Genomic DNA, 23983 nt, shown 5'->3' on the forward strand with positions numbered 1-23983 from the left:
ACATCGTCATTGCGAGCGCAGCGAAGCAATCCATCTCTCCGCGCAAGTGCAAGCATGGATTGCTTCGCTGCGCTCGCAATGACGGCTGAGGGGTGGCGCGCCCATTCATCCGGCGTTCAGCCCCGCGCGGCTGATATCGCTGCCCTCGCCTGTGGTCTCTCGGGGATCTCTTGTGACGCCGCATCGGTTTTCTCTCGCACTCCTGTTTGCGATCGGCTTGTTGTTGGGCGGCACGGTGCACACGCCAGCCGCCGCGGCCGATTCGACGCAGCTCGCGCAGACGCAGCCCGTCCCTGCTCCAGCGCAGGCGCCGGCAACACAGGCACCGGACGCGCCGGCGGCAGATGCGCAGCAACCCACCGCCGAGCCGATCGGCAATGTCGCCGATCTCACCGGCAGCGCCAGCGTTATCAGAAACAACGCGACGACGGCGCTGCAGATCAGGGACGACATCTTCGCGGGCGACGTCGTGGAGACACGGGCCAAGTCGACGCTCGGCATCACCTTCAACGATGCCACGACGTTCAAGCTGTCGGCGAGCGCCAGGATCACGATCGACCGCTATGTCTATGACGAAGGCGGCAAGCAGAATGCCGGGATGTTCGACGTCGCCAAGGGCACGCTCGCCTTCGTTGCCGCAGGCGTCGCCAAGACCGGCGACATGCGGATATCGACGCCGACCGCGACGCTCGGCATTCGCGGCACCACCGGCCTGGTCGAGGTGCCCGAGGGCGCGACCGCGACGTCCAACAACGTTGCCATCAAACTCTATCCGGACGCCGACGGCCGCGTTGGCCGGATCGAGATCAATGACCGCGGCGGTGCGCAACTCGGCACGCTGACGCGCGGCGCCAGCGGTTTCACGATCCGGCCCGACGGAGTTGGTGGTGCGCGTTTCGCCGCGGTGCCTCTGACGATGTCGGCGCTGCAGATCCAGCGCGACCGCGGCTTCGTCCGCCAGCTCTACACCACGCAGAATTTCGGGCGGCAGCTCGTCAACGAGCAGCGCGCGTTCCGCCGTGCCAATCCCGGCGTGCCCTATCCGAACCGCGGCCAGCCGTTCCGGCCGGGTCCCCAGCGGCAGAACATGTTGCCGGGCCGGCAGCAACCCGGCGGGCCCGGCCGGCAGGGCCTGCAGCAGCGACCGGGCTCGCCGCAGCAGGCGCGGCCGTCGCGCGGCGACCAGCACGGACCGCCCGGTCAGCCCGGCGGCGCCGCCTTGCCGCGTAGCGGACAGCAAGGAGCTCCGCAGCAGGGTGGACAGCCACGCGCGCCGCAGCGCGTTGGTCAACCGCCATCGATCCGCCAAGGACAACCGCAACGCGGCGGATTCAGGCAGGGAGCACCCGGCGTGCAACGCCCCGGATTGCTGAACCGCCCCACGGTGCAACCACGACGGCAATTTCCATTGAGAGACGGCAGGAGAGAACGGCGCGGCGATTGAAATTCCGCTCGGAACTCAGCCCGGGTGCAGCGAACGCGTAACCTGGGACATCTGCGGCAACGTTTACGAGCGGTCCCGGGTTACGCTGACGCTCCACCCGGGCTACGGCGCAGTTCGTGTGGAGAGAGTTTGGCGCGCTCAGGCTGCGCGGCGGAGCCAGTCCCTGATGCGATCGATGAAATTCCTGCGCGGACGGTGGGCATCGATGACAACAGGCTCGATGTCAGGCGCAAACGACGGCTCGAGCTCGGCCTCGGGCGCTGGAGCCGACATCGCGGGCTCCACCGCCTCGGTGGCAGAGAGCGGCTCCTCCTGCGCGATGGGCGCATCGAGCTGCGCGGGCTCGGGCACAGTTGTCGGTTCGCTGACCGAAGGCGGCGTGACTGTGCGACGGGGCCGCCGCGTTGCCGGCTTGGCCGCCTTGCGTCGCGTGGCTTCGCTGAGGGCCGCGGCCTGCAGCGCGATCGGACCGACATTCTCGAGGAACGCACGCTCATGATCGCGCGACAGCCGCTCGAGAGCTTCGTCGAGCGGCAGCCAGTCGACCGCCTTGATGTCATACATCAATTCGTAAGCCTGCTCGTCGCCCGCTTCCATACGCCAGTAATGCACGACCTTGTAGCGACCGCCGGAATCGTAGACCAGCGTGCCCAGGAATTCGTGCACGGACACCGCATGCCCGGTCTCTTCCAGCACCTCGCGCTCGGCGGCCGCGCGCGGCGTCTCGCCGTCGTCGAGCTTGCCTTTGGGCAGCACCCATTCGTTCCGCTTGCGCAGGCGCACGACCGCGATCAGCGGCGTCGCTTGCCGCCGCAGCACAATGCCTCCCGCCGCCAGAACAGGCGCCCGTGCCATCCTTGCTCCCGAATTGCCCGAATGCCGAATCGTGTCGGGAGCATATAGGAGCTTCCAGCAGCAAAATCGAGATTGGATTCTCCGTCATTGCGAGGAGCGACAGCGACGAAGCAATCCACGTTTCCGCAAGTGGCGGCGTGGATTGCTTCGCTTCGCTCGCAACGACGGGAGAGAGTGAGTGCCGCGGCTCTACGCCAAAGGCTTTCGTAGCAGCGGCTCGCCGGCGCGGATGCGGGCGCCGTCGGTAACGTTATCGCAAAATTCGAAATGATCGGGGGCGAGCACGATGATGGTGGAGCCGTGCTCGAACCAGCCGAGCTCGTCGCCCTTGTGCGCACTGGCGTCGCACGGGAACGTGACCGGGCCCTTGGTCTGCGCATTCAGCGTGCGATCCAGGAAATGCAGGCGGATGCTCGCGACCAGGATCGCGGCGACCGGCACCAAGGTCAGCGGCTCGCCGGTGGAGAGGCGGGCCTCAAGCACCGCGCGCTCGTTCTTGCAGAACAGACGCTCGACCCGCTTCAGCGCGATCGGATTGACGTTCCAGACGTCGCCATGGATGAAGGTGACCTTCTCGATCCGGCAGTCCGCGGGCGCATGGAACCGGTGATACATGCTCGAGGTCAGCCGCAAGGTGATGAAGCGGCCGTTGCGGTGCTGCTCGACCAGAGCGGGATCGCCGAGCAGGTCGAGAAGCGCATAGGGCGCGCCCTTGATCTGAAATAGTTTGGAGTCCTCGATCCGGCCATGGGCGCCGATGATGGCGTCCGACGGGCTGGCGATGACGGCGGGGTCGGGATCGAACGGCCGCAGCCCGGGCCGCAACTCCCGCGTGAAACAGTCGTGCAGGCTCTTGAATTCGGTCTTCTTGGCCTCCGACAGGTCGAGGTCGGAGAACAGCCGCCAGCAGGCGATCGAGACGTCACGCACCACCGGGTTCTCGATCTTGGAGAACCAGCCCAGGAAACGGGTCACGGCCGCCCGGGGGATGCGGTTGGTCAGCAGGAAATTCAGGTCCTCCTGCTGGGTTATCGACGAAATCAGGCCTCTGACTGTCATGAATCTGTTAGCTGCCGACGTTAGCGCTTCTGGCATGGAAACATCCCTTCCGATTCTCTCGCTGTCCGCCGCCGCGATTGCCGGCGCCGCTGCAGCTTTCCCCAAAATTCAGGCCCGCCTGGCGCTGTCGCGCGCCAAGCATCGCTCGCTGACCGGACATTCCAAAATGTCCAAGATGGTCGCGCGGCTGGTGCCTCAATACGAATTCGACATCGACAAATTCTTCGCGGTCGATGGCGCGCCGCGCGAGATCGCGATGCAGCGGCAGGACGGCTTCTTCCGCCTCGCCGGCCTCTACGCCCAGCGCTATGCCAAGGGCCGGCAGATGACGGCGGAGGCCGCGCAGCACATCTCCGACCTGCAGTTCACCGAGAGCTACCGCGTGCCGTTCCAGTTCAGCCGGCTGGTGCGCGAGCATCTGAGCACCAGCTCCTTCATGCAATCGTCCTCGGGCGTCACCGTTACCGATGTCGACGGCAACGTGTTCTACGATCTCACCGGCTCCTACGGCGTCAACATCTTCGGCAATGACTTCTACAAGGAGTGCATCGCCGAGGGTGAGAAGCGCGCCCACGCGCTCGGGCCGGTGCTCGGCCCCTACCACCCTGTTATCCTCGACAACGTCAAACGGCTCTGCGCGATCTCGGGCCTCGACGAAGTCTCGTTCCACATGTCCGGAACGGAAGCCGTGATGCAGGCGGTGCGGTTGGCGCGCTACCACACCCGCCGCACGCATCTTGTCCGCTTCGCCGGCGCCTATCACGGCTGGTGGGGCGACGTGCAGCCCGGCGTCGGCAACCCGGTCTCGCCGCACGAGACCTATACGCTCGCCGACATGTCGGAAAAGACGCTGCATGTGCTCCGCACGCGGCGCGACATCGCCTGCGTCCTGGTCAATCCGCTGCAGGCGCTGCATCCGAATTCCAACGCGCCCGGCGATTCCGCCCTGGTCGACAGTTCCCGCAGCGGCAGGTACGACCGCGACGCCTATACCGAATGGCTGAAGAAGCTGCGCGAGGTCTGCACCGAGCGCGGCATCGTCTTGATCTTCGACGAAGTATTCGTCGGCTTCCGTATCGCCGCCGGCGGCGCTCAGGAATATTTCGGCGTCCGCGCCGACATGGTGACCTACGGCAAGAGCCTCGCCGGCGGCCTGCCGGTCGGCGTGGTCTGCGGCCGCAAGGATTTGATGCGGCGCTTCCGCGACGACAGGCCCGCCGACGTCTGCTTCGCCCGCGGCACCTTCAATTCGCACCCCTACGTGATGACGGCGATGGATGAATTCCTGAGCCGGCTCGCCAGCCCGAATTTCCGTTCGGTCTATAACGGGCTGGACGAGACCTGGAACGGCCGCGCCAAGCAGCTCAACGACCGGCTGACCGCAGCGGAACTCCCGGTCCGCGTCTCCAATCTCTCGTCGATCTGGATGGTCCATTACACCGAGCCGTCCCGCTACAATTGGATGCTGCAGTACTACCTGCGGGCCGAAGGGCTGGCGCTGAGCTGGGTCGGCACCGGGCGCCTGATCTTCGGCCTGAACACCAGCGACGCCGATTTCACCGAAGTCGCCGACCGCTGCGTCGCCGCCGGCGAGAAGATGAAGCGCGACGGCTGGTGGTGGCAGAAGCCGGGCGTCACCAACAAGGACATCAAGCGGCAGATCCTGCGCGAGATGGTCGCCGGGAAGTTCGGGCGCTAGGCGCCTTTCTCTCCCCCTTCGCTTGTCATTCCGGGGCGATGCGAAAGCATCGAGCCCGGAATCCATTGCGCCGTCCGCGCCTGCCGCCAGATGGATTCCGGGTTCGCGCTGCGCGCGCCCTGGAATGACGGTGCCAGTGACAGGGCCTGAGACAAGCATGCCCGGGACTGGCCCGGGCATGACGCGAGTGAACACAGCGAAGTCAATTTGTTATCGGCAGTAGGCGCTCAGGCGTGCTTCTCTTCCAGCTCGCCAGCGAGGTGCAGGCCGGGATCGATCAGCTCGCCCTTCAGCAGCGCCAGCGGCGCCTTGTGATAGAGCATCAGGTCGTGGAATGGGTCGGTGATGATCTTGGTCATCCAGACCAGGCCGGTCTCGATGTCGCGGATGAAGAACAGGTGCACGGTGCGGAAGAGGAGACCGCCGATGCCGACCGCGAGCCAGATCTTGGCGACCTGACGGGTGAAGTCGAACACCGTTTCCCAGGGCGCGAACAGGCCGAACAGGGTCGGATCGGCGAACAGCACCAGCGGCGACAGCGCCCAGATCGCCATCAGCACGACCTTGCGCTGCAGGTTGTAGCCGACCTTGATCTCTTCCTTGTGCTCATGGGTGGCCTGGTTGATGTGGTCGTAGCCCCGCGGCTCGAAGAAGAAATGACCGGCCTGGCGCGAGGTCATCGAGACCAGCCAGCCGACCAGCGCCGAGATCGCCGGATCGAAGAACAGCATCACATAGGCAAACAGGAAGCTCAGGGCGCTGACGAAGTGCAGGCTCTGATTGATCCGGCTGTGATGATAATAGCGGTGGTCGTCCCAGCGCTGGGTACGCAGTTCCTGCAGAAAATTCTTGATCATTCTTTCCCCCAAGAGGATTTCGGGACGTGCTTACAGAGATTCGATGTACGCCGTGTGACATCATCATAATGACATATGACACGACGCAGCGACGCGGTGACGCAATGAGGCGATGGACTCCCCTCATCAAGGACTGACTCTCTCCCCTCATCCTGAGGAGCGCGGAACGCGCGTCTCGAAGGATGAGGCCACCAGCCGAGCCTCATGGTTCTCTAGGCGAAGCGAAGCTTCGTCCGGGGACGGCGCCCAAAGGGCGCCTCCTCACCATGAGGGTCAAGCAAAGTCAGGCGGCCTTAGCCACTTCAGCCTTGCGGAAGCGGACCAGCGAGAAATGGCCGAGCGGCGGGATCAGGCGGCGCTCCGCCAGCTCCACGCCCTTGGCGCCGGCAAGCCACTTGGTGTAGCGCGACCAGGCGAACTCGGCGGTGCGGAAGCCGAGCGGACGCACGACCGGCTGCAGCTTCTGCTCGATGAAGCGGCGTACGCCGGCATCGGCGCTGACGCGGGTCAGGATGATGAGCTCACCGCCCGGGCGCAGCACGCGCGCGAATTCGTCGAGCGCGGCTTCCGGATTCGGCACGGCAGTGACGACATATTGCGCCATCACCACGTCGAACGAGTTGTCGGGGAATTCGAGCTTCTCGGCGTCCATCACCGCGAGCCCCTCGATATTCTTCAGGCCGAGTTCGGCAACCCGCTTCTTCGCCTTCTCCAGCATCGCCTCCGAAATGTCGGTGCCGAAGATGCGGACATGCGGCGCGTAAAGCGGCAGCGAGATGCCGGTGCCGACACCGACCTCGAGCACACGGCCGCCGATCTTGTTGGTCGCCTGGATCGCCGCGGCCCGGCCCTTCTTGAACACGCCGCCGAACACGAGATCGTAGACCGGAGCCCAGCGGTCATAAGCCTGCTCGACCGTCTCGCGATCAAAATCCAACTGGCTGCTTCCGTCGAGTTTGATGATGTTGTCTGCCATCGAAGATACGCCTTCTAGTTCGAGAGCGGGGGGTGACTCTTCTGCGAAACGTCGTCCCACTCTCTCCTCTTGTTTAAGCATGATCTCTTCGGAAAACCGGTTCCCGCTTTTCCGGATCATGCTTGAATTAACCTTGCACCGCACTCCGGCCGGCGACGCGCCGGGTCGAACGCAACACCCTGCTCGGCTGCAACGCCGAGAGATTGCCGATGAATTGCCGCGCGCTGTTCTCCCAGGAACGTTGCAGCGCGAAGTTCCTGCACGCCGCTCGCGACATCGTGAGCGCGCGCAGGCACGCGCTGCGCAGATCGTCATCGATCGCGCCGATCGGATGATCCGAGATCACGTCCTTCGGGCCGGTGACCGGAAACGCCGCCACCGGCGTGCCGCAAGCCAGCGCTTCGAGCTGAACCACGCCGAAGGTGTCGGTGAGACTCGGGAACACGAACACGTCAGCCGCGGCCAGATGCGAGGTGAGGTCCTGCCCGATCTTCTCGCCGAGGAAGACGACGTTCGGATATTTGCGCGTGAGTTCCGCTCGCTGCGGGCCGTCGCCGACCACGACCTTGGTGCCCGGCAGATCCAGCGACAGGAACGCTTCGAGATTCTTCTCCACCGCCACGCGGCCCATGGCCATGAAGATCGGCCGCGGCAGATCGAGTTCGGCCGGATAATCGGGATTGAACAATTCGGTATCGACGCCGCGCGTCCAGAAGCCCAGCTTGCGAAAACCGCGTTCGGCCAGTTCCTGGCGGAGCGAAACTGTCGCCACCATCGTCATGGCACCAGCCGCATGGAAGCGGCGCAGTATCCAGTAGCCGACGCTGGCCGGAAGCCCCGTACGGACCGACACATATTCCGGAAAGCGCGTCGTGTAGGAGGTCGTGAAAGCAAGCTTGTGGCGCAGGCAATAGCCGCGCACCGCCCAGCCGATCGGGCCTTCGGTCGCGATATGGATCGCCTCCGGCTCGGCCGCCTCGATCCGCCGCGCTATTTCGCGCCGGTTCGGCAGCGCCATGCGCAGCCCGGGATAGGTCGGCACGCCCAGGGACGGAAACCCTTCCGGTGTCAGGAAAGTGATCTCGGCGCCGAGGCCTGCCGCGCTACGCTGCAGCGACATCAGCGTGCGCACCACGCCATTGACCTGCGGATGCCAGGCGTCGGTTGCAACTAATATCCGCATCTCGAAAACCCGAAGTGTTAATGATTCTTCGGGGCAGAAGTTCTGACATTGATATTTCAGGCGTATGACGTCATCGATATGTAAGGAAGGTTTTTCGGGCAGCTCACGCTTTTTCGGCCAACATGACAGAACGATGTCAGAGACAAGCGAAGATCTGGCTCCAAAGCGCCCGCGGCGGAAGCGAAAAAACTATTCGCTGCTGATCCTCGCGGCCGGCCTCTTCCTGTTCGGCGTTGCCGCCAGCACGCTGTATTATTTTCTGCGGCCCGTGACGCTGACGATCGCGGTCGCCCCTCCCGGCAGCGACGACCAGAAGCTGATCCAGGCGCTGGCGCAGACCTTCGCCCGCGATCAGAGCCCGGTGCGCCTGTCGACGGTCGTGACCGAGAACGCCGCAGAAAGCATTGCGGCGTTGACCAGATCGAAGGTGGACATGGCGGTGGCGCGCGCCGACCTCAACCTGCCCGCCAACGCCGATGCAGTCGCGATCCTGCGCAAGAATGTCGTGGTGCTGTGGGCGCCTTCCGGCCTGCGCGCGAAGGGATCGAGGCGATCGCCGACGCCAAAGATCAAGAGCCTCGACGATCTCGACGGCCATCGCATCGGCGTGATCGGACGGACAGACGCCAACGTCACGCTGCTGCGCGTGATCCTGAAGGAGTCCGGTGTCAATCCCGACAAGGTCGCGGTGACGCAATTCGCTATCAACCAGACCGCCGAAATGGCGCGCGATATGACGCTCGATGCCTACATGGCGGTCGGCCCGCTCGACAGCAAGATCACCGCGGGCGCGATCGCCGCGACGGCCGCCGCACGGGGCGCGCCGAAATTCCTGCCGATCGACGTTTCCGAGGCAATCGCCGCGAAGCATCCGCTCTATGAATCGGCGGAGATCGCGGGCAGCATCTTTTCATCCTCGCCGGCCTGGCCCGACGACAAGGTGGAGACCGTCAGCGTCGATCATCTCATCATCGCGCTGCACTCGTTCTCGGACACCTCGATCGGCGCTTTCGTCCGCCAGCTCTTCAACGTGCGCCAGCAGCTCGCGCGCGACGTGCCGGCGGCCGCGAACATCGAGAAGCCCGACACCGACAAGGACGCAGCACTGCCGGCACATCCGGGTGCAGCCGCCTATATCGACGGCACCGAGCGCACCTTCCTGGACAAATACAGCGACTACATCTGGTTCGCGATCCTGGGCCTGTCGGGCCTCGGATCGGTCGGCGCCTGGCTGCGGCATGCCTGGCGCCGCAACGAGCGCGACCGCTATCTCGATCATCGCGACAGCCTGCTGGCATTGATCACCAAGGCACGGCAGGCAGAGACGCCGGACGCGCTCGAGAAGATGCAGAGCGAGGCCGATGGCGTGCTGCGCGAGGCGCTCGACTGCTACGACGACGGCGCCATCGAGGAAGGCGACCTTTCCGCGATCGGGCTCGCGCTCGACCAGCTCCACCATGCCGTCGCCGACCGCCGCGCCATGCTCGGCATCGCTCCGCCGGACGCGCCGCGCATGCGCGACGCACTTCCCCCTCTCCCCGTTCTTACGGGGAGAGGGTCGGGGTGAGGGGCTCTCTCCGCGAACGCGGTTGGCGAATGGATTCGCGGAGGTCCCCCTCACCCGAAATTCAAGCTGCGCTTGAATTTCGACCTCTCCCCGCAAGCGGGGCGAGGTGAAGCCGAGCTCGCCCCCTCGGCCTGCTCAAACACCCAGATACACCTGCCGGATATATTCGTCGCCGGCGAGTTCCTTGGCTCGGCCGTCGCGGACGGTGCGGCCGTGCTCGAGCACGTAGACGCGGTCGGCGATGCGCAAGGTCGCGGTGGCGTCCTGCTCGACGATCAGGATCGCGGTGCCGTCCTTCCTGATCTTCTCGATGGCGTCGAAGATCAGGCCCTTCAGCCGCGGCGCGATACCGACCGAGGGTTCGTCGAGCAGCAGCAATTCCGGGCGGCCCATCATGGCGCGGCCGATCGCCACCATCTGCTGCTCGCCGCCCGACAGCGTGCTCGATTGCTGCTGCTGGCGTTCCTTCAACACCGGGAACAGCGCGAAGACGCGTTCGAGGTCTTCGGCGATCTCGGCCTTGTTGCTCCGGAGATAAGCGCCAAGCTGCAGGTTCTTCAGGACAGATAGTTCCGGGAATAGCCGCCGCCCCTCGGGGCAGTGGCAGATACCGCGGGCGACGACGTCATAGGGCGGCAGACGCTCCAGCGTCTCACCCTTGAATTTCAGCGTGCCGGTCGAGCCGATCGCCCGCGAGATCGCTTTCAACAGCGTGGTCTTGCCGGCGCCATTCGGGCCGAGCACGCCGACCAGTTCGCCCTTGTCGACGGTGACGCTGACCTGCTCGACGGCCAGCGCCTTGCCGTAGCGGACGCTGAGATCTCTGACTTCAAGCAGAGGCATGCGCGGCCTCCGTCTTCCCGATATAGGCCTCGATCACGCGCGGGTTCCGCACGATCTCGGCCGGCGGCGCGATCGCGATGATCTCGCCGAAATCGATCGCGATGACGCGAGAGACCAGCGCCATGAACTCGCGCAGCTTGTGCTCGATCAAAAGGATCGTCAGCTTCTGCTCGCGGTGCAGCCGCTTGATCAATTGCGCCAGCGGCTCGATCTCGCTGCTGCCGAGCCCCGCGAAGGGCTCGTCAAGCAGCAACAGGTTCGGCTTGGTCGCGAGCGCACGCGCGATCTCCAGCCGCCGCAGATCGCCATAGGGCAGCGTCTCGACCGGCTCGCGCGCCTTGGCGCCGAGCCCGACCTGGTCGAGCAGCTCCTGCGCACGCGCCTCCTTGTCGTGCGCATCGCGCGCCCGCGGCGACAGGCAGGCGACGACGACATTCTCAAGCACCGTCATGCCGAGGAAGGGCCGCGTAAGCTGGAAGGTGCGGGCGACGCCGCGGTTGACGATCTTGTGCGGCGCCAGCCCGCGGAGTTCCTGCCCCTCGAACAGGACGCTGCCGGTATCAGCGGCGATGAAGCCGGTGAGCAGGTTGAACAGCGTGGTCTTGCCGGCGCCGTTCGGCCCGAGAATGCCGGTGAGTTCGCCGGGCTCCAGCGAGAAGCTGACGTTCTTGGTGGCAGTGAGACCGCCGAAGCGCTTGGAGAGTTCTTTGACCTCAAGAATGGCGCTCATCGGAAGCGCTCCGTCAGCCGCCGCCACAGCGGTGCGATCAGCCCGTTGGGGAGGAAGAACAGGATCAGCATCAAGGTCAGCGTATAGACCCAGAGCCGGTATTCGCCGAACGTGCGCAGCAGTTCGGTCAAAAGCGTCAGCATGATCGCGCCAAGCGCCGGCCCATAGATCGAGCCGATGCCGCCGACATAGACCATGATGATCACCGTGATCGACACCACGACCGAGAACAGCGGCGGGCTCACCTGCAACTGGTAATGCGCGTAGAGCGCGCCGCCGAGGCCGGCGAAGGCCGCGCTGATGGTCAGCGAAGCGATCTTGTAGAAGGTGACGTTGATGCCGGCGGCCTGACAGGTCGCTTCGTCGCCGCGGATCGCGCGCAGCAACAGTCCCCAATGCGACTGCGCAAGCGCGGTGAGGATCGCCACTGCCGCGACGAGGATCGCGAGCACAAACCAGTAGTAGTGCAGCGGCGATTGGATCAGCGGATCGAGGCCGTAAAGTCCTTCCTCGCCACCGCTATACTCCCAGAAGATCAGGCAGAGCCGCTGCATGATGGCGGAGGCCGACAGCATGGCAAGCGCAAAATACGGCCCGCGCAGCCGCAGCGTCGGGAAGCCGACGATCAGGCTGAAGGCGACCGCGACCACCACCGCCGTCGGCAGGCTGTACCAGGGATTGGCGTACCAAGCGGTGGCGAGGAAGCCCGCGGTATAGGCGCCGGCGCCGATGAACAGCGAGTGTCCGAAATTCTCGCGGCCGGTGAGGCCGGACATGAAGTCCCAGCTCGCCGCCCAGATCGCGTAGATCACGCAGACGGTGAGGACGCCGGTGAAATAGCTGCTGTTGAGCAGCACCGGCGCGAGCGCCAATAGCGCCACGACGACGATGGCGCCGGAAAGGTCGACGATAGAAAGCTGCTTCATCAGAACGCCGCCCGCCGACCGAGCAATCCGGACGGCTTGATCATCAATGTCGTGACGACCGCGACCAGCGACACCAGTTCGGTCCATGAGGACGAAATGAGGTAGGCGACGATGGTCTCGGAATAGCCGAGCAGGAGCGCGGCCAGGATGCTGCCCGGGATCGATCCGAGCCCGCCGACGATGACGATGGCGAAGGCCTTCACCATCGGCAATAAGCCCATGGTCGGCTGCACCGTGAGGAACGGCGAGACCAGGACGCCCGCGAGCGCCGCGGTCCCGGCCGAGATCGCCATCACCACCGAGAAGATGCGGTTGGTGGGAATGCCCATATATTGCGCGGCCTCCGGATCCTGCGACACCGCGAGGATCGCAGCCCCAAGCCGCGTGCGCTGGATGAACAACCACAGCAGGAGGAGCACCAGCACGCCGGCGATCAAGGCAAGCAGCCGCTGCCCGCCGATGTCGACGCCGCCGATGGAAATCTTGTCCGCCACGAAGGACGGCACGTTGCGGTATTCGGAACCGAAGGTGATGAACAACCCCTGCTCGACCGCGAGCGACACCGAGAGCGTGATCATGAGGACCGCGAGCTGCGAATAGCGCAGCGGACGGACCAGGAAACGCTCCATCAACACGCCGAACAGTGCAACCACCAGCACCGCGAGCGGTGCCGCGATGAGCAATGGCCAATGCAACAGGCCGGTGAAGACATAGGCCGCATAGGCGCCGAGCGCGTAGAACGCGCCATGGGCGAGGTTGAGAATCCGCGCCACACCGAAGATCAGCGTGAAGCCGACCGCGAGCATGGCATAGATCGCGCTCGACACCGCGCCATAGATCAGAATTTCAAGCATGTTATCCCTGTCGAACGTCGCGAGTCGGGGCGACCGGCCACACCACTAGGTGAGCCGATCGACCAACGAGAACAGACGCGATCAGTTGCTCATCCAGGGCGGAGCGATCATCTTGCCGGTGGCCGCTTCCTTTGGCCAGACCACGACGCGCTCGCCGTTCGGCTGCCACTGCACGAACAAGAGGTTCTGCAGGCCGGGGCCGGTCTTGACATCATGCAACTCGTCGAACACCAGCTTGCCGGCGATGCCGACATGGTCGGTCTTCTCAAGTTCCTTGATGACGGCGTCGGCTTCGGTCGACTTGGCGCGGGCAACCGCGTCGGCATAGACGTAGACCGCATCATAGGCGCCGATGCCGGTATAGACAGGCGCGGTGCCGTAGCGTTTGACGAATTCATCCCAGAACGGAATGGTCTTCGGCGTCAGCGGCGCGCGGATCGCGAACATGCCAACCGTTTCGCTGTTGGCCTTGCCGCCGACGCGGCTGAAGAAGTCGGCGTCCTGGCTCTTGACGTCGATACCGCCGATCGGGATCGGCACCTGCGCGTCATGCCACTGCTTGACGAACACGTCCGACGAGGCGTGCGAGAGGATCACGATCAGGTATTGCGCGCCGCTGTCCTTGACCTTGGCAAACAGCGGCGAGAAGTCCGCGGTCGAGGTGTCGAAGAATTCGGCGAGCTTCACCTCGGTGCCACCGTCGATCGCGCCCTTCTTGAGGATCGGCACCAGATCCTGCACCCATTTCGCGTTCTCACCGACGATCGCGATCTTGGTGTACTTCATGTCGTCCTTGAGCTTGCCATTGATGAAGTCGACAAGCGCGCGGGCCTGGTGCGCCGCGTTGATCGGGAAGGCGCGGAAAATATACTTGTAATTGTCGTAGTCGGCCTTCACCTTCGCGGTGATTGCGGGCGAAGCGGCACCGACGCCGATATAGATGGTCTTGGCGCGGGAGATGTGCGGCAATTGCGCCAGCGTGACGCCGGAGGTGTAGCCGCCGATCAGCACGTCGACCTTGTCGTCGGCGGTGAGCTTCTTTATCGCGGCAATCCCCTGCTCGGGGTTCTCGGTTTCGTCGGCGACGACGATCTCGAGCTTGCGGCCGAGCACGCCGCCCTTGGCGTTAATCTCGTCGGCCGCCAGCTTCGCTGCATTCTGGGTGTCGCGCCCGACCTGGAGCTGGATGGAGGTCGGCACACCGATACGGATGGGCTGCTGGGCTAAAGCGGTTTGGGCGGAAAAACCGAGACCGAGAATGCTCGCGGCTGCGAGCCATTTCAAGAATGGCTTCATTTCTAAACTCCCTGCCGCAACAGGTCTTTTTGCCTGATGCGTTTGTTTTTCTTTTAATTGGACCAACAGTTTGCCCGCGACGCAAACGGCAAGTCAAGAACGTAGGTTGGGCAGCCGGCGCGCAGCGACGAAATCTTAACGAAACAATTCCTTACCCCCACGAAACCATTTTGGCGATTTCGTGCAAATGTCCCGAAACGCTTGACCTGTATTGGATCACATCAACGAGGCGCTAAACCGCAAGCGGCGCCACAGGGTGTAGTCAGACAGGGGTCGATAATGTTTAATTCCATTAAGCGAAACTCGCGTCTCGTCGCCGCCGCATTTGGCGCGCTGGCGATTGGCACCATTGGTTTTTCTACATCGAGCGCGGCCGCACCACTGCCGTTCTTCCCGTTCCTCATGACGCCGCCGACCGAAGCCGCGCCGCCGCCATCCGTCGAGGCTACGCCGCCGCAGGGTGAGGGCCGGTTCGAACTGCCCGCGCGCCTGCGCCGCCAGGTGGTCAATTACGCGACGCGTGAAGCGCCCGGCACGATCATCATCGATACCCCGCACACCTATCTCTATTATGTGCTCGGCAACGGCCAGGCGCTGCGCTATGGCATCGGTGTTGGCCGCGACGGCTTCACCTGGTCCGGCGTCCAGACCATCACCAAGAAGGCGGAATGGCCGGATTGGACCCCGCCGCCGGAAATGATCGCCCGCCAGCCCTACCTGCCGCGCTACATGGCCGGCGGCCCCGGCAACCCGCTCGGCGCCCGCGCCATGTATCTCGGCGGCACCGTCTATCGCATCCACGGCACCAATGCGCCGGAGACGATCGGCACCCACGTTTCCTCCGGCTGCCTGCGGCTGATCAACGAGGACGTCATCGATCTCTATTCCCGCGTCAACGTCGGAACCAAGGTGATCGTGCTGCCGATGACCGACCGCCGCGCCGATCTCGGTACGACGGTGCGATAAGCGCTGAAAGACTGGATTCAAGAGCGGCTCCGGCATTGGCCGGAGCCGTTTTCATTTCGCGGGCTCTCGTAGCCGGGGTGGAGCGCAGCGCAACCCGGGACGTCTGCATCCGCGCCGCAGGTCCCGGGTTACGCTGACGCTTCACCCGGGCTACGGACGGCCATGTTCAGCCAAACGGCGCGCGACCCAGAAACGCCGCAACACGGACACCGACCCGCCGCACTGGCGCATCTTTCCCCTTCCCTATAATAAGCGAATCGGGGGTTTCTCGATCCGGGGGAATGATGCGTCTGCCGATGCGTCCGAAGACGATAGTGATTGGCGTCGTGGTGATTGCGGCGTCGTTCCTGATCAGCCTGAAGGCTATGGACTGGCTGTCGCCGCATGCCGCGGTGCCGGCACCGCCGCTGGCCGAATTGCCGCCGCTGCCGCCGGCGCCGCGCAGCTCGGTGGTGATGGCGCCGGTCGCCATTGCGCTGTCAGCGATCCGCGACGTCGCCGACCGCGGTACGCCGAAGAATTTCAACGGCAAGGCCGACAATCCGGTGCCGCAGATCCTGCAGAATGCCGATATCGGCTGGACCGCCTCGCGTGGGCCGATCGCGGCGACCGGAGCAGAGGACGTGCTGTCGCTCACCACGCCGCTGACGGGTGCGCTGAACGTCACAGGCTCGCTGTCGGCGAAGGCGACGGGCGCGATCGGCGACGTGCTCGGTAGCCTGCTCGGCGCCAATGCGGCCAAGCAGATCGGCGACATCAACATCAAACAGATCAATGCCAACGCCGAGATCAAAGGCAATGTGGTCGTCACCTCGCGGCCCCGGCTGGCCGCAGCCTGGCGTATCGAGCCAAATCTACAGGCGCAGGTCAATCTCGGCGACACCGGCCTGTCGGTCGCAGGCGTCCGCGTCAACGTGCCGGCGCAGGTCAAGCCGCTGATCGACAAGACCGTCGCCGACCAGTTGACCGCCGTGCAGACGAAGATGCGCAACGATCCGACCTTCGAGCAGAATGCGCGCGCGCAATGGGCGAAAGCCTGCCGCTCGATCCCGCTGCAGGGCGCGGGTGCGGTCGCCAACATGCCGCCAATGTGGCTGGAGCTTCGCCCGATCCGTGCGCTGGCGGCGCAGCCGCGCGTCGACGCGTCTGCGGTAACGCTGACGCTCGGCATCGAAGCGGAGACCCGGATCACGGAGGCGCCGACCAAGCCGGACTGCCCGTTCCCGGCGACGATCCTGATCGGACCGCAGACGCCGGGCCATGTCAGCATCGGCATGCCTGTCGACATGTCCTTTGTGTCGCTGACAAAGCTTTTGGAGGCGCAGCTCGCCGGCAAGACCTTCCCGGAGGATGGCTCCGGTCCGGTCGACGTCACGGTGAAGCACGCGAGCGTGGCGGCCTCCGGTGATCGCCTTCTGATCTCGCTGCTGGCGAACGCAAAGGAGAAGAAGAGCTTCTTCGGCTTCGGCGCCGAGGCCACCGTGCACATCTGGGGACGGCCGGTGCTGGACCAGGCGCAGCAGATCGTGCGGCTGACCGATATCGAGCTGGCGGTCGAATCCGAGGCCGCCTTCGGCCTGCTGGGTGCTGCGGCGCGCGCCGCCGTGCCGCAGCTGCAGCGCGCACTCGCGGAGAAGATGACCGTCGACCTGAAGCCGTTCGCGAGCAACGCCCGCGAGAAGCTCGCCGCCGCGATCGCCGATTACCAGAAGAACGACGACGGCGTGAAGGTTTCGACCGAGATCACGAGCCTGAGACTCGCCGGCATCGCCTTCGATTCCAAGACGCTGCGCGTGATCGTGGAAACCGAAGGCGCGATCGACGTCTCCATCAAGAAGCTGCCGACCCTTTGAGGTTCTCCCTCGCCCCGCTCTTGCGGGGACGCCGTAGCCCGGGTGGAGCGAAAGCGTAACCCGGGGCGCCGCTTGTCAGTGCTGATACAGACGTCCTGGGTTGCGCTGCGCTCCACCCGGCTACGGGCTGCGCGCGTGCAAACCTCCCCTGCGGCCTTGTTCGCGGTCCCGGGCTTTGCCGCCGTGATGGCACCGGATAGAACTGGCGGCGTTAATGATAATCCTCAACAAGAAGCCAGGGAGAAGAAACGATGAAACCGCTTGCGGCCGCCCTTGCGGCGGGTCTCGCGCTTGCCGCTTCCGGCGGCGCCGCCAACGCCCAGATTTCCGACGACGTGGTCAAAATTGGTGTGCTCACCGACATGTCCAGCCTCTATGCCGATGCCACCGGCAAGGGCTCGGTCGCCGCGGTGCAGATGGCGGTCGCCGACTACGGCGGCAAGGTGAAGGGCAAGCCGGTCGAGGTGGTCTCGGCCGACCATCAGAACAGGCCGGACGTCGGCGTCGCCATTGCCAGGAACTGGTACGATAACGAGAAGGTCGATGCGATCTTCGACGTGCCGACCTCCTCGGTCGCGCTGCCGATCTCGGCGCTGACGCGCGAGAAGAACAAGATCAATATCAATTCCGGTGGCGGCACGTCCGACCTCACCGGCGTCGCCTGCTCGCCGAACACCGTGCACTGGACCTACGACACCTATGCGCTGTCGAACGTCGCCGGCAAGGCGATGGTCAAGCGCGGCGAGGACACCTGGTTTTTCGTCACCGCCGATTATGCGTTCGGCATGGCGCTCGAGCGCGACGCTGCCAACGTCGTCAAGGAAAGCGGCGGCAAGGTGCTCGGCGAGGTGCGCCACCCGCTCAACACCTCCGACTTCTCCTCCTTCCTGCTGCAGGCGCAGGCCTCGAAAGCCAAGGTCGTGGCGCTCGCGAACGCCGGCGGCGACACCACCAATGCGCTGAAGCAGGCCGCCGAATTCGGCCTCACCCAGGGCGGCCAGAAGATGATCGCGCTATTGCAGGAGATCACCGACACGCATTCGCTCGGCATCCAGGCCACCCAGGGCCTGATCGTGACGGATGCCTTCTACTGGGACATGAACGACGAGACGAGGGCCTTCTCGAAGCGCTTCAATGAGAAGGTCGGGCACATGCCGACCATGATCCAGGCCGGGCTCTATTCGGCGACGATGCATTACCTCAAGGCGATCGAGGCCATCGGTGCCGACGAGGCGCCGAAAGTGATGGCGCAGATGCGGGCGACGCCGGTGAACGATTTCTTCGCCAAAAACGGCAAGATCCGCATCGACGGGCGGATGGTGCACGACATGTACCTGTTCGAGGTGAAGAAGCCCTCGGAATCCAAGGGCGAATGGGACCTCTACAAGCTGCTCGCCACCGTGCCCGGCGACGAAGCGTTCCGTCCGCTCGACAAGGGCGGCTGCCCGCTGGTGACGCACTGACGCGCACGACGTAGGCGAATGGCGGATGGACCGCCCCATCCGTCATTTGCGCATCACGCCAACCGGTATGTTCCCCCGATCACCGGATCGCCGTCGGTCGTGACGATCCCTCGGGCGACCAGATCCTCCAGATGCGCCAGCACGGAATAGCCGGCAGCGCCGGTTAGCCGCGGATCAAGGCCGATATAGATCGCGCGCACCATGGTCGGGATGTCGGCTTCGCCCTTGGCGAGGCGATGCAGGATCGAGGCCTCGCGCGCCTTCCGGTGCCGCGCCAGGAAACGGACGTAGCGCGGCCCTTCGGTGATTTCGGGGCCATGACCCGAGAAATAGAGTTCCTCCGGCCGCTGCTCCAGCCGTTCCAGCGAAGCCATGTAGTCGATCATCGATCCGTCCGGCGGCGCCACGATCGAGGTCGACCAGCCCATCACGTGATCGCCGACGAAATTGATGCCGCGCTCGGGCCAGGCGAACGCGAGGTGATTGGCGGTATGGCCCGGCGTCGCCACCGCCTCCAGCGCCCAGCCGGAACCTTCGATCACGTCGCCGCTCTTGACCTCGATGTCCGGCCTGAAGTCGCGGTCGGCACCGGACTCCGGATTATGCTTCTCGCTCTCGAACCGCGGCCGCGAAGCGCGGTGCGGGCCCTCGGCATAAACGGGCGCGCCGGTCGCCTGCTTGATCCGCGCGGTGTTCGGCGAATGGTCGCGATGGGTGTGGGTGACTAGGATGTGCGTCACGGTCTCGCCGCGCACGGCATCGAGCAGCGCCTTGGCATGCGCTTCATCATCCGGGCCGGGATCGATGATCGCGACATTGCCCTGGCCCACGATGTAGCTGACCGTGCCGGTGAAGGTGAACGGGCTCGGATTGTTGCAGAGGACGCGCCGCACGCCGGGGCGGGCTTCGTCGACCACGCCGGGCTGCAGCGGAAAATCGCGGTTGAACGGGATGTCGTCGTTGTCGGCCATGGCTGCACACCTGACGCTGATTCCGTCATGCCCGGGCAAAAGCGCGAAGCGCGTCTTCGCGCAGATGTCCCGGGCATCCACGCGCTTTCTTTCCGGAAGCTCACACGTGGATGGCCGGGACAAGCCCGGCCATGACGGAGAAAGGGGTTACATATCGCTCCACAAGATCAGCGCTTACGAAAACGCCTGGATGCCGGTGATGGCGCGGCCCAGGATCAGCGCGTGCACGTCGTGGGTGCCCTCATAGGTGTTCACGGTTTCCAAATTCGCGGCGTGGCGCATCACATGATACTCGATCTGGATGCCGTTGCCGCCGTGCATGTCGCGCGCCATGCGGGCGATGTCGAGGGCCTTGCCGCAATTGTTGCGCTTGACGATGGAGATCATCTCCGGCGCCATCTTGCCCTCGTCCATCAGCCGGCCGACGCGAAGCGAGGCCTGCAGGCCGAGCGCGATCTCGGTCTCCATATCCGCAAGCTTCTTCTGCACCAATTGCGTCGCGGCGAGCGGGCGGCCGAACTGCTTGCGGTCGAGCGTATATTGCCGCGCGCGGTGCATGCAGTCTTCCGCGGCGCCCATCGCGCCCCAGGAGATGCCGTAGCGGGCGCGGTTGAGGCAGCCGAACGGCCCCTTGAGACCGGAAACATTGGGCAGCAGCGCACTCTCCGGAACCACCACACCATCAAGCACGATCTCGCCGGTGATGGAGGCGCGCAGCGACAGCTTGCCACCGACCTTCGGCGCGGAGAGGCCCTTCATGCCCTTCTCCAGGATGAAGCCTCGGATCTGGTTGTCGTGCGCGGCCGACTTCGCCCACACTACGAAGACGTCGGCGATCGGCGCGTTCGAGATCCACATCTTGCTGCCCGTCAGCCGGTAGCCGTCGGAAACCTTCTCGGCGCGGGTCTTCATGCCGCCGGGATCGGAACCCGCATCCGGCTCGGTCAGGCCGAAACAGCCGACCCATTCTCCGGTGGCGAGCTTGGGCAGATATTTCTTGCGCTGGTTATCATCGCCATAGGCATAGATCGGGTACATCACCAGCGAGGTCTGCACCGAGTTCATCGAGCGATAGCCGGAATCGACCCGCTCGATCTCGCGTGCGACGAGGCCATAGGCCACATAGCTCGCATTCGCGCAGCCATATTCCTCCGGCAGCGTGACGCCGATCAGGCCGAGTTCCCCCATCTCGTTGAAGATCTCGCGATCCGTCTTCTCTTCCAGATAGGCGTTGATGACGCGGGGCAGCAGCTTGTCCTGCGCATAGGCGCGCGCGGTGTCGCGGATCATGCGTTCGTCTTCGGTGAGCTGGTCATCGAGCAGGAACGGATCATCCCACTGGAAAGAAGCCGCAGCCGGCTTGTCCTTGGCCTGGGGGCGCACGCTCATGAAGATCCCTTTCGTCTCGTCGTTTCGGAATTACCCGATAAATTAAAGCGCCGTGAGTGGAAGCGCAATTGCATTGGGTTCCCCTGGTCAGCTTTCGAGTTTCTCGTTGGAGACGATCTCGATGCCGAAACCGGACAATCCCTTGTAGTCATGCACGGATGAGGTGAGATTGCGGATCGAGGTGACGCCGAGATCGCGCAGGATCTGTGCGCCGACGCCGACCTCGCGCCATTGCCGGTTGCGATCTGCCTCCGCAGTCTGCGTGCCAACGGGCTCAACGGGAACACCCGCCGCGCCGTCGCGCAAGTAGACCAGCACACCGCGGCCAGCGTTCTTGAATTGGCGCAGAACGGCTTCCATGCGCGCCCCACCGGTGAAGATGTCCTTGACGATGTTCGGCTTGTGCAGCCGCGTCAGCACGTTCTTGCCGTCGCCGATGCCGTTATAGACGAAGGCGGCGTGCATGATCTCGTCGAATGGCGAGCGGTAGGCATAGCCCTGCAGCGGGCCGATCGGGCTGTCGGTCGTGAACGTCGCGACCCGCTCGATCAGTTTCTCGCGGGCCTGGCGATAGGCAATCAGATCGGCGATCGTGACGTGCTTGAGCTTGTTGGCGGCGGCAAAGCGGGCCACCTGCTCGCCCTTCATCACCGTGCCGTCGTCGTTCATCAATTCGCTGATCACGCCGACCGGCGGCAGGCCGGCGAGCTTGCAGAGGTCGACCGCGGCTTCGGTATGGCCGGAGCGCAGCAGCACGCCGCCGTCGCGGGCGATCAGCGGGAAGATGTGGCCCGGCCGGGCAAAATCGTTGGCGCCGGCATTGGGATTGGCGAGCGCGCGGCAGCAGGAGGCGCGCTCGTCGGCCGAAATGCCGGTGCCGCCATCGGGCTTGTAGTCGATCGAGACGGTGAAGGCAGTGGTGTGGCTGGAATCGTTGTGCGCGACCATCGGGTCGAGCCGCAGCCGCTTCGCGTCGTCGGTGGTGATCGGCGCGCAGACGATGCCGGAAGTGTGGCGGATGATGAAGGCCATCTTGTCGGCAGTACAGAGCGAGGCCGCGACGATCAGATCGCCCTCGCCTTCCCGATCCTCGTCATCGGTGACGACGACGAGTTCGCCCTTCGCAAAGGCTTGCAACACTTCCTGGATCGTATCGGCCATGTGTCAAAATCTCGCTTCTTGCTGCCAGTGCATTAGCCGGAACCGGCAGCCCGCGCCAGCATCAATCCGCATGGTAGCAGGCATACCAGCATGCATTCCGCCCACCAGCATCTAGGGCAACACCTCGCGCCGCTCGGCGAGCTGCACATCCATCTCGGCGCGCTTCTCTGCCAAGAGACCGGCGTCCGCCGCTTCGATCACCGAGAACAGCTCGCTCGCGTCGCTGATCCGCGTCACCGTCACGTAGTCGGCTCCGGCGGCGTAGAGATCGTTCACGTCAGCCAGGAAATCGGCGGTCGCGACGATCTTGGCGGTCGGATTGAGGCTCCGGACATGGCGGACCAGCTTCTCATTATTGGCGCCGACCAGGAGCGAATCCGGCACGCTCAGGATGATGATCTCGGCCTTGCCGATGCCGGCATGCACCAGCGTATCGACGTTGCTGATATCACCATAGATCACCTGCAGGCCGCGATCTTTCAAGGTCCTGAACACCAGCGGGTTGAAGTCGATGACGCTGATCTGCTCCAGCAGCGCCTCGTTCTGCCGCTCGATCTGGCTGAGCAGGGCGCTGGCGGCGCGAAAAAAGCCGAGGATGACGATCCGGCGGGGCGCGCCGTGGCCGCCCTCGGGGCCATCCGCTTCCACAGGGTGGGCCTGATCGAGGTCGCGAAGCCCGATCCGCTTCAATGGCCCGATCAGGGATCGGGTGATCTCCCCGCTCCTGGTGATCGCGAAGGTGCTGAGCACCGCCAACACCACGAAAGCGAAGGAGGCGGCGCTCGAGGTCGCGGTGGAGATGTGCCCGGCGGCCACGCCGGTCTGGATCACCACCAGCGAGAATTCCGAGATCTGCGCCAGGTTGATCGCCGGCAGCAGGCTGGCCCTCAAGCCCTGCTTCATCAGATAGAGCGGCGTGAACGTCGTGACCAGGCGGCTCACCACGGTGAACGCCGCGATCAGCAGCGCAAGCCCGATCACCGAGAGACCGGGAACCGGGATCGTCATCCCGAGCGCGACGAAGAACAGCGTGATGAAGAAATCGCGCAAGGTGGTGACCTTGGCGGTGACGTCGAGCGCATACGGGAAGGTCGACAGCGATACGCCGGCGACCAGCGAGCCCATCTCGCGCGATAGATGCAGGCGTTCGGCAACCTCGCCGATCAGGAAGCACCAAGCAAGCGCGCCGAGCAGGATCAGCTCGGGGCGGCGTGCGATCTGCTGGAACAGCCGCGGCAGCACGTAGCGGCTGAGCACCAGCGCGGTCGCCACCAGCACGCCGACGCGCACGATCGAGAGCAGGACGATGCCGATCTGGAGGTTGTCGAGGCTCGGCTGCACGGCGAGGAACAGGATCGCGAAGATGTCCTGCAGCACCAATACGCCCAGCGTGATGCGGCCGGGCAGCGTATCGAGCTCGCGCTTCTCGTAGAGCACCTTGACGATGATCACGGTCGAGGATAGCGCGCAGGCGACGCAGAGATAGAGCGCGTCGAACTTGCCGCCGCCGCCCATCGACAGCCCGATGCCGACGAAAAACAGGATGCCGAGCAGGCAACCGCCCAGGAGCTGGCCGCCGGCCGCGAACAGGATCACCTTGCCGGCGCGGACGATCTTCTTCAGGTCGATCTCAAGCCCGATCATGAACAGCATGAAGATCAGGCCGAGCTCGGATATGACGCTGATCGATTCCTGGGACTTGACCAGGCCCGTGCCGAATGGACCAATCAAAAACCCGGCGATAAGGTAGGCCAGGATCAGGGGTTGCCGGGAGAAATGAGCTAACAGGCCGAGCACCCAGGCGAACAGGATGCTTAAAGTAATATCACCTATAAGTTCATGCATGTCTTGGGGCTTCTCCTCAGCGCAACCTAGAGACCCAAGCACGGGG

Annotated in this window: 20 protein-coding genes; 6 read left to right on the forward strand and 14 right to left on the reverse strand. The window is 64.5% G+C overall.

What is annotated here, in order from left to right:
- The first annotated feature begins 172 nt into the window (after positions 1–172).
- A complete protein-coding gene (locus AC5ZG1_RS09945) occupies positions 173–1444 on the forward strand; it encodes a FecR family protein (protein WP_456642415.1) in 1272 nt (423 codons plus the stop codon).
- A 138-nt stretch (positions 1445–1582) separates the two neighbouring features.
- Here the strand turns inward: AC5ZG1_RS09945 and AC5ZG1_RS09950 are convergent, their stop codons facing one another.
- Together AC5ZG1_RS09950 and asd are read right to left on the reverse strand one after the other, a co-directional pair.
- The gene (locus AC5ZG1_RS09950; RefSeq protein ID WP_456642414.1) at positions 1583–2299 is read right to left on the reverse strand and encodes an NUDIX hydrolase; all 717 of its coding nucleotides are present in this window, start codon (positions 2297–2299) and stop codon (positions 1583–1585) included.
- A gap of 189 nt (positions 2300–2488) precedes the next feature.
- The gene (gene asd, locus AC5ZG1_RS09955; protein ID WP_496132736.1) at positions 2489–3358 is read right to left on the reverse strand and encodes an archaetidylserine decarboxylase; all 870 of its coding nucleotides are present in this window, start codon (positions 3356–3358) and stop codon (positions 2489–2491) included.
- Positions 3359–3392: 34 nt separating this feature from the next.
- Here asd and AC5ZG1_RS09960 point away from each other — a divergent pair, with 34 nt between their 5' ends.
- A complete protein-coding gene (locus AC5ZG1_RS09960; RefSeq protein WP_496132737.1) occupies positions 3393–5057 on the forward strand; it encodes an aminotransferase class III-fold pyridoxal phosphate-dependent enzyme in 1665 nt (554 codons plus the stop codon).
- A 227-nt stretch (positions 5058–5284) separates the two neighbouring features.
- Here AC5ZG1_RS09960 and AC5ZG1_RS09965 read toward each other — a convergent pair whose 3' ends face one another.
- The 3 genes from AC5ZG1_RS09965 to AC5ZG1_RS09975 form a co-directional block, all read right to left on the reverse strand.
- Positions 5285–5914, reverse strand: a complete 630-nt coding sequence (locus AC5ZG1_RS09965) for a membrane protein (RefSeq protein ID WP_028168105.1) — start codon at positions 5912–5914, stop codon at positions 5285–5287.
- Between the two features lie 283 nt (positions 5915–6197).
- Positions 6198–6890: a class I SAM-dependent methyltransferase gene (locus AC5ZG1_RS09970; RefSeq protein ID WP_130226452.1), complete on the reverse strand. Its 693-nt coding sequence runs from the start codon at positions 6888–6890 to the stop codon at positions 6198–6200.
- Between the two features lie 127 nt (positions 6891–7017).
- Complete coding sequence (locus AC5ZG1_RS09975; RefSeq protein WP_496132738.1) at positions 7018–8073, reverse strand: glycosyltransferase family 4 protein; 1056 nt, start codon at positions 8071–8073, stop codon at positions 7018–7020.
- Between the two features lie 133 nt (positions 8074–8206).
- Here AC5ZG1_RS09975 and AC5ZG1_RS09980 point away from each other — a divergent pair, with 133 nt between their 5' ends.
- Positions 8207–9640, forward strand: a complete 1434-nt coding sequence (locus AC5ZG1_RS09980; protein ID WP_496113894.1) for a TAXI family TRAP transporter solute-binding subunit — start codon at positions 8207–8209, stop codon at positions 9638–9640.
- 135 nt (positions 9641–9775) lie between these two features.
- Here AC5ZG1_RS09980 and AC5ZG1_RS09985 read toward each other — a convergent pair whose 3' ends face one another.
- The 5 genes from AC5ZG1_RS09985 to AC5ZG1_RS10005 form a co-directional block, all read right to left on the reverse strand.
- Positions 9776–10483 (reverse strand): ABC transporter ATP-binding protein, encoded by a 708-nt coding sequence (locus AC5ZG1_RS09985; protein ID WP_496132739.1) that lies wholly within the window; start codon positions 10481–10483, stop codon positions 9776–9778.
- The gene (locus tag AC5ZG1_RS09990; protein ID WP_130226454.1) at positions 10470–11213 is read right to left on the reverse strand and encodes an ABC transporter ATP-binding protein; all 744 of its coding nucleotides are present in this window, start codon (positions 11211–11213) and stop codon (positions 10470–10472) included. The genes AC5ZG1_RS09985 and AC5ZG1_RS09990 overlap by 14 nt, the downstream gene beginning before the upstream one ends.
- Positions 11210–12139 carry a branched-chain amino acid ABC transporter permease gene (locus AC5ZG1_RS09995; RefSeq protein ID WP_028168963.1) on the reverse strand — a complete coding sequence of 310 codons (930 nt, stop codon included), beginning with the start codon at positions 12137–12139 and terminating at the stop codon, positions 11210–11212. The genes AC5ZG1_RS09990 and AC5ZG1_RS09995 overlap by 4 nt, the downstream gene beginning before the upstream one ends.
- On the reverse strand, positions 12139–12993 hold the full coding sequence (locus AC5ZG1_RS10000; RefSeq protein WP_028168962.1) for a branched-chain amino acid ABC transporter permease: 855 nt from the start codon (positions 12991–12993) through the stop codon (positions 12139–12141). Before AC5ZG1_RS10000 ends, AC5ZG1_RS09995 begins: the two co-directional genes overlap by 1 nt.
- 81 nt (positions 12994–13074) lie before the next feature.
- Positions 13075–14289 (reverse strand): ABC transporter substrate-binding protein, encoded by a 1215-nt coding sequence (locus AC5ZG1_RS10005; protein WP_130226455.1) that lies wholly within the window; start codon positions 14287–14289, stop codon positions 13075–13077.
- 279 nt (positions 14290–14568) lie between these two features.
- Here AC5ZG1_RS10005 and AC5ZG1_RS10010 point away from each other — a divergent pair, with 279 nt between their 5' ends.
- From AC5ZG1_RS10010 to AC5ZG1_RS10020, 3 genes are all read left to right on the forward strand, one after another.
- On the forward strand, positions 14569–15255 hold the full coding sequence (locus AC5ZG1_RS10010; protein WP_496132740.1) for a L,D-transpeptidase: 687 nt from the start codon (positions 14569–14571) through the stop codon (positions 15253–15255).
- A 284-nt stretch (positions 15256–15539) separates the two neighbouring features.
- Positions 15540–17108 carry a DUF4403 family protein gene (locus AC5ZG1_RS10015; protein ID WP_496132844.1) on the forward strand — a complete coding sequence of 523 codons (1569 nt, stop codon included), beginning with the start codon at positions 15540–15542 and terminating at the stop codon, positions 17106–17108.
- A gap of 251 nt (positions 17109–17359) precedes the next feature.
- Positions 17360–18571 (forward strand): ABC transporter substrate-binding protein, encoded by a 1212-nt coding sequence (locus AC5ZG1_RS10020; RefSeq protein ID WP_496132741.1) that lies wholly within the window; start codon positions 17360–17362, stop codon positions 18569–18571.
- Positions 18572–18624: 53 nt separating this feature from the next.
- Here the strand turns inward: AC5ZG1_RS10020 and AC5ZG1_RS10025 are convergent, their stop codons facing one another.
- The 4 genes from AC5ZG1_RS10025 to AC5ZG1_RS10040 form a co-directional block, all read right to left on the reverse strand.
- Complete coding sequence (locus AC5ZG1_RS10025) at positions 18625–19542, reverse strand: MBL fold metallo-hydrolase (protein WP_165435259.1); 918 nt, start codon at positions 19540–19542, stop codon at positions 18625–18627.
- A 174-nt stretch (positions 19543–19716) separates the two neighbouring features.
- Positions 19717–20931, reverse strand: coding sequence for an acyl-CoA dehydrogenase (locus AC5ZG1_RS10030; protein ID WP_028168956.1), 1215 nt, complete (start codon positions 20929–20931; stop codon positions 19717–19719).
- 87 nt (positions 20932–21018) lie between these two features.
- Positions 21019–22092 carry a 3,4-dihydroxy-2-butanone-4-phosphate synthase gene (ribB, locus tag AC5ZG1_RS10035; RefSeq protein WP_028168955.1) on the reverse strand — a complete coding sequence of 358 codons (1074 nt, stop codon included), beginning with the start codon at positions 22090–22092 and terminating at the stop codon, positions 21019–21021.
- A gap of 111 nt (positions 22093–22203) precedes the next feature.
- Entirely contained in the window at positions 22204–23937 is a 1734-nt protein-coding gene (locus AC5ZG1_RS10040) for a cation:proton antiporter domain-containing protein (protein ID WP_463331845.1), read from the reverse strand.
- Positions 23938–23983: the final 46 nt, after the last annotated feature.

The organism is Bradyrhizobium sp. Leo78, from assembly GCF_059512425.1.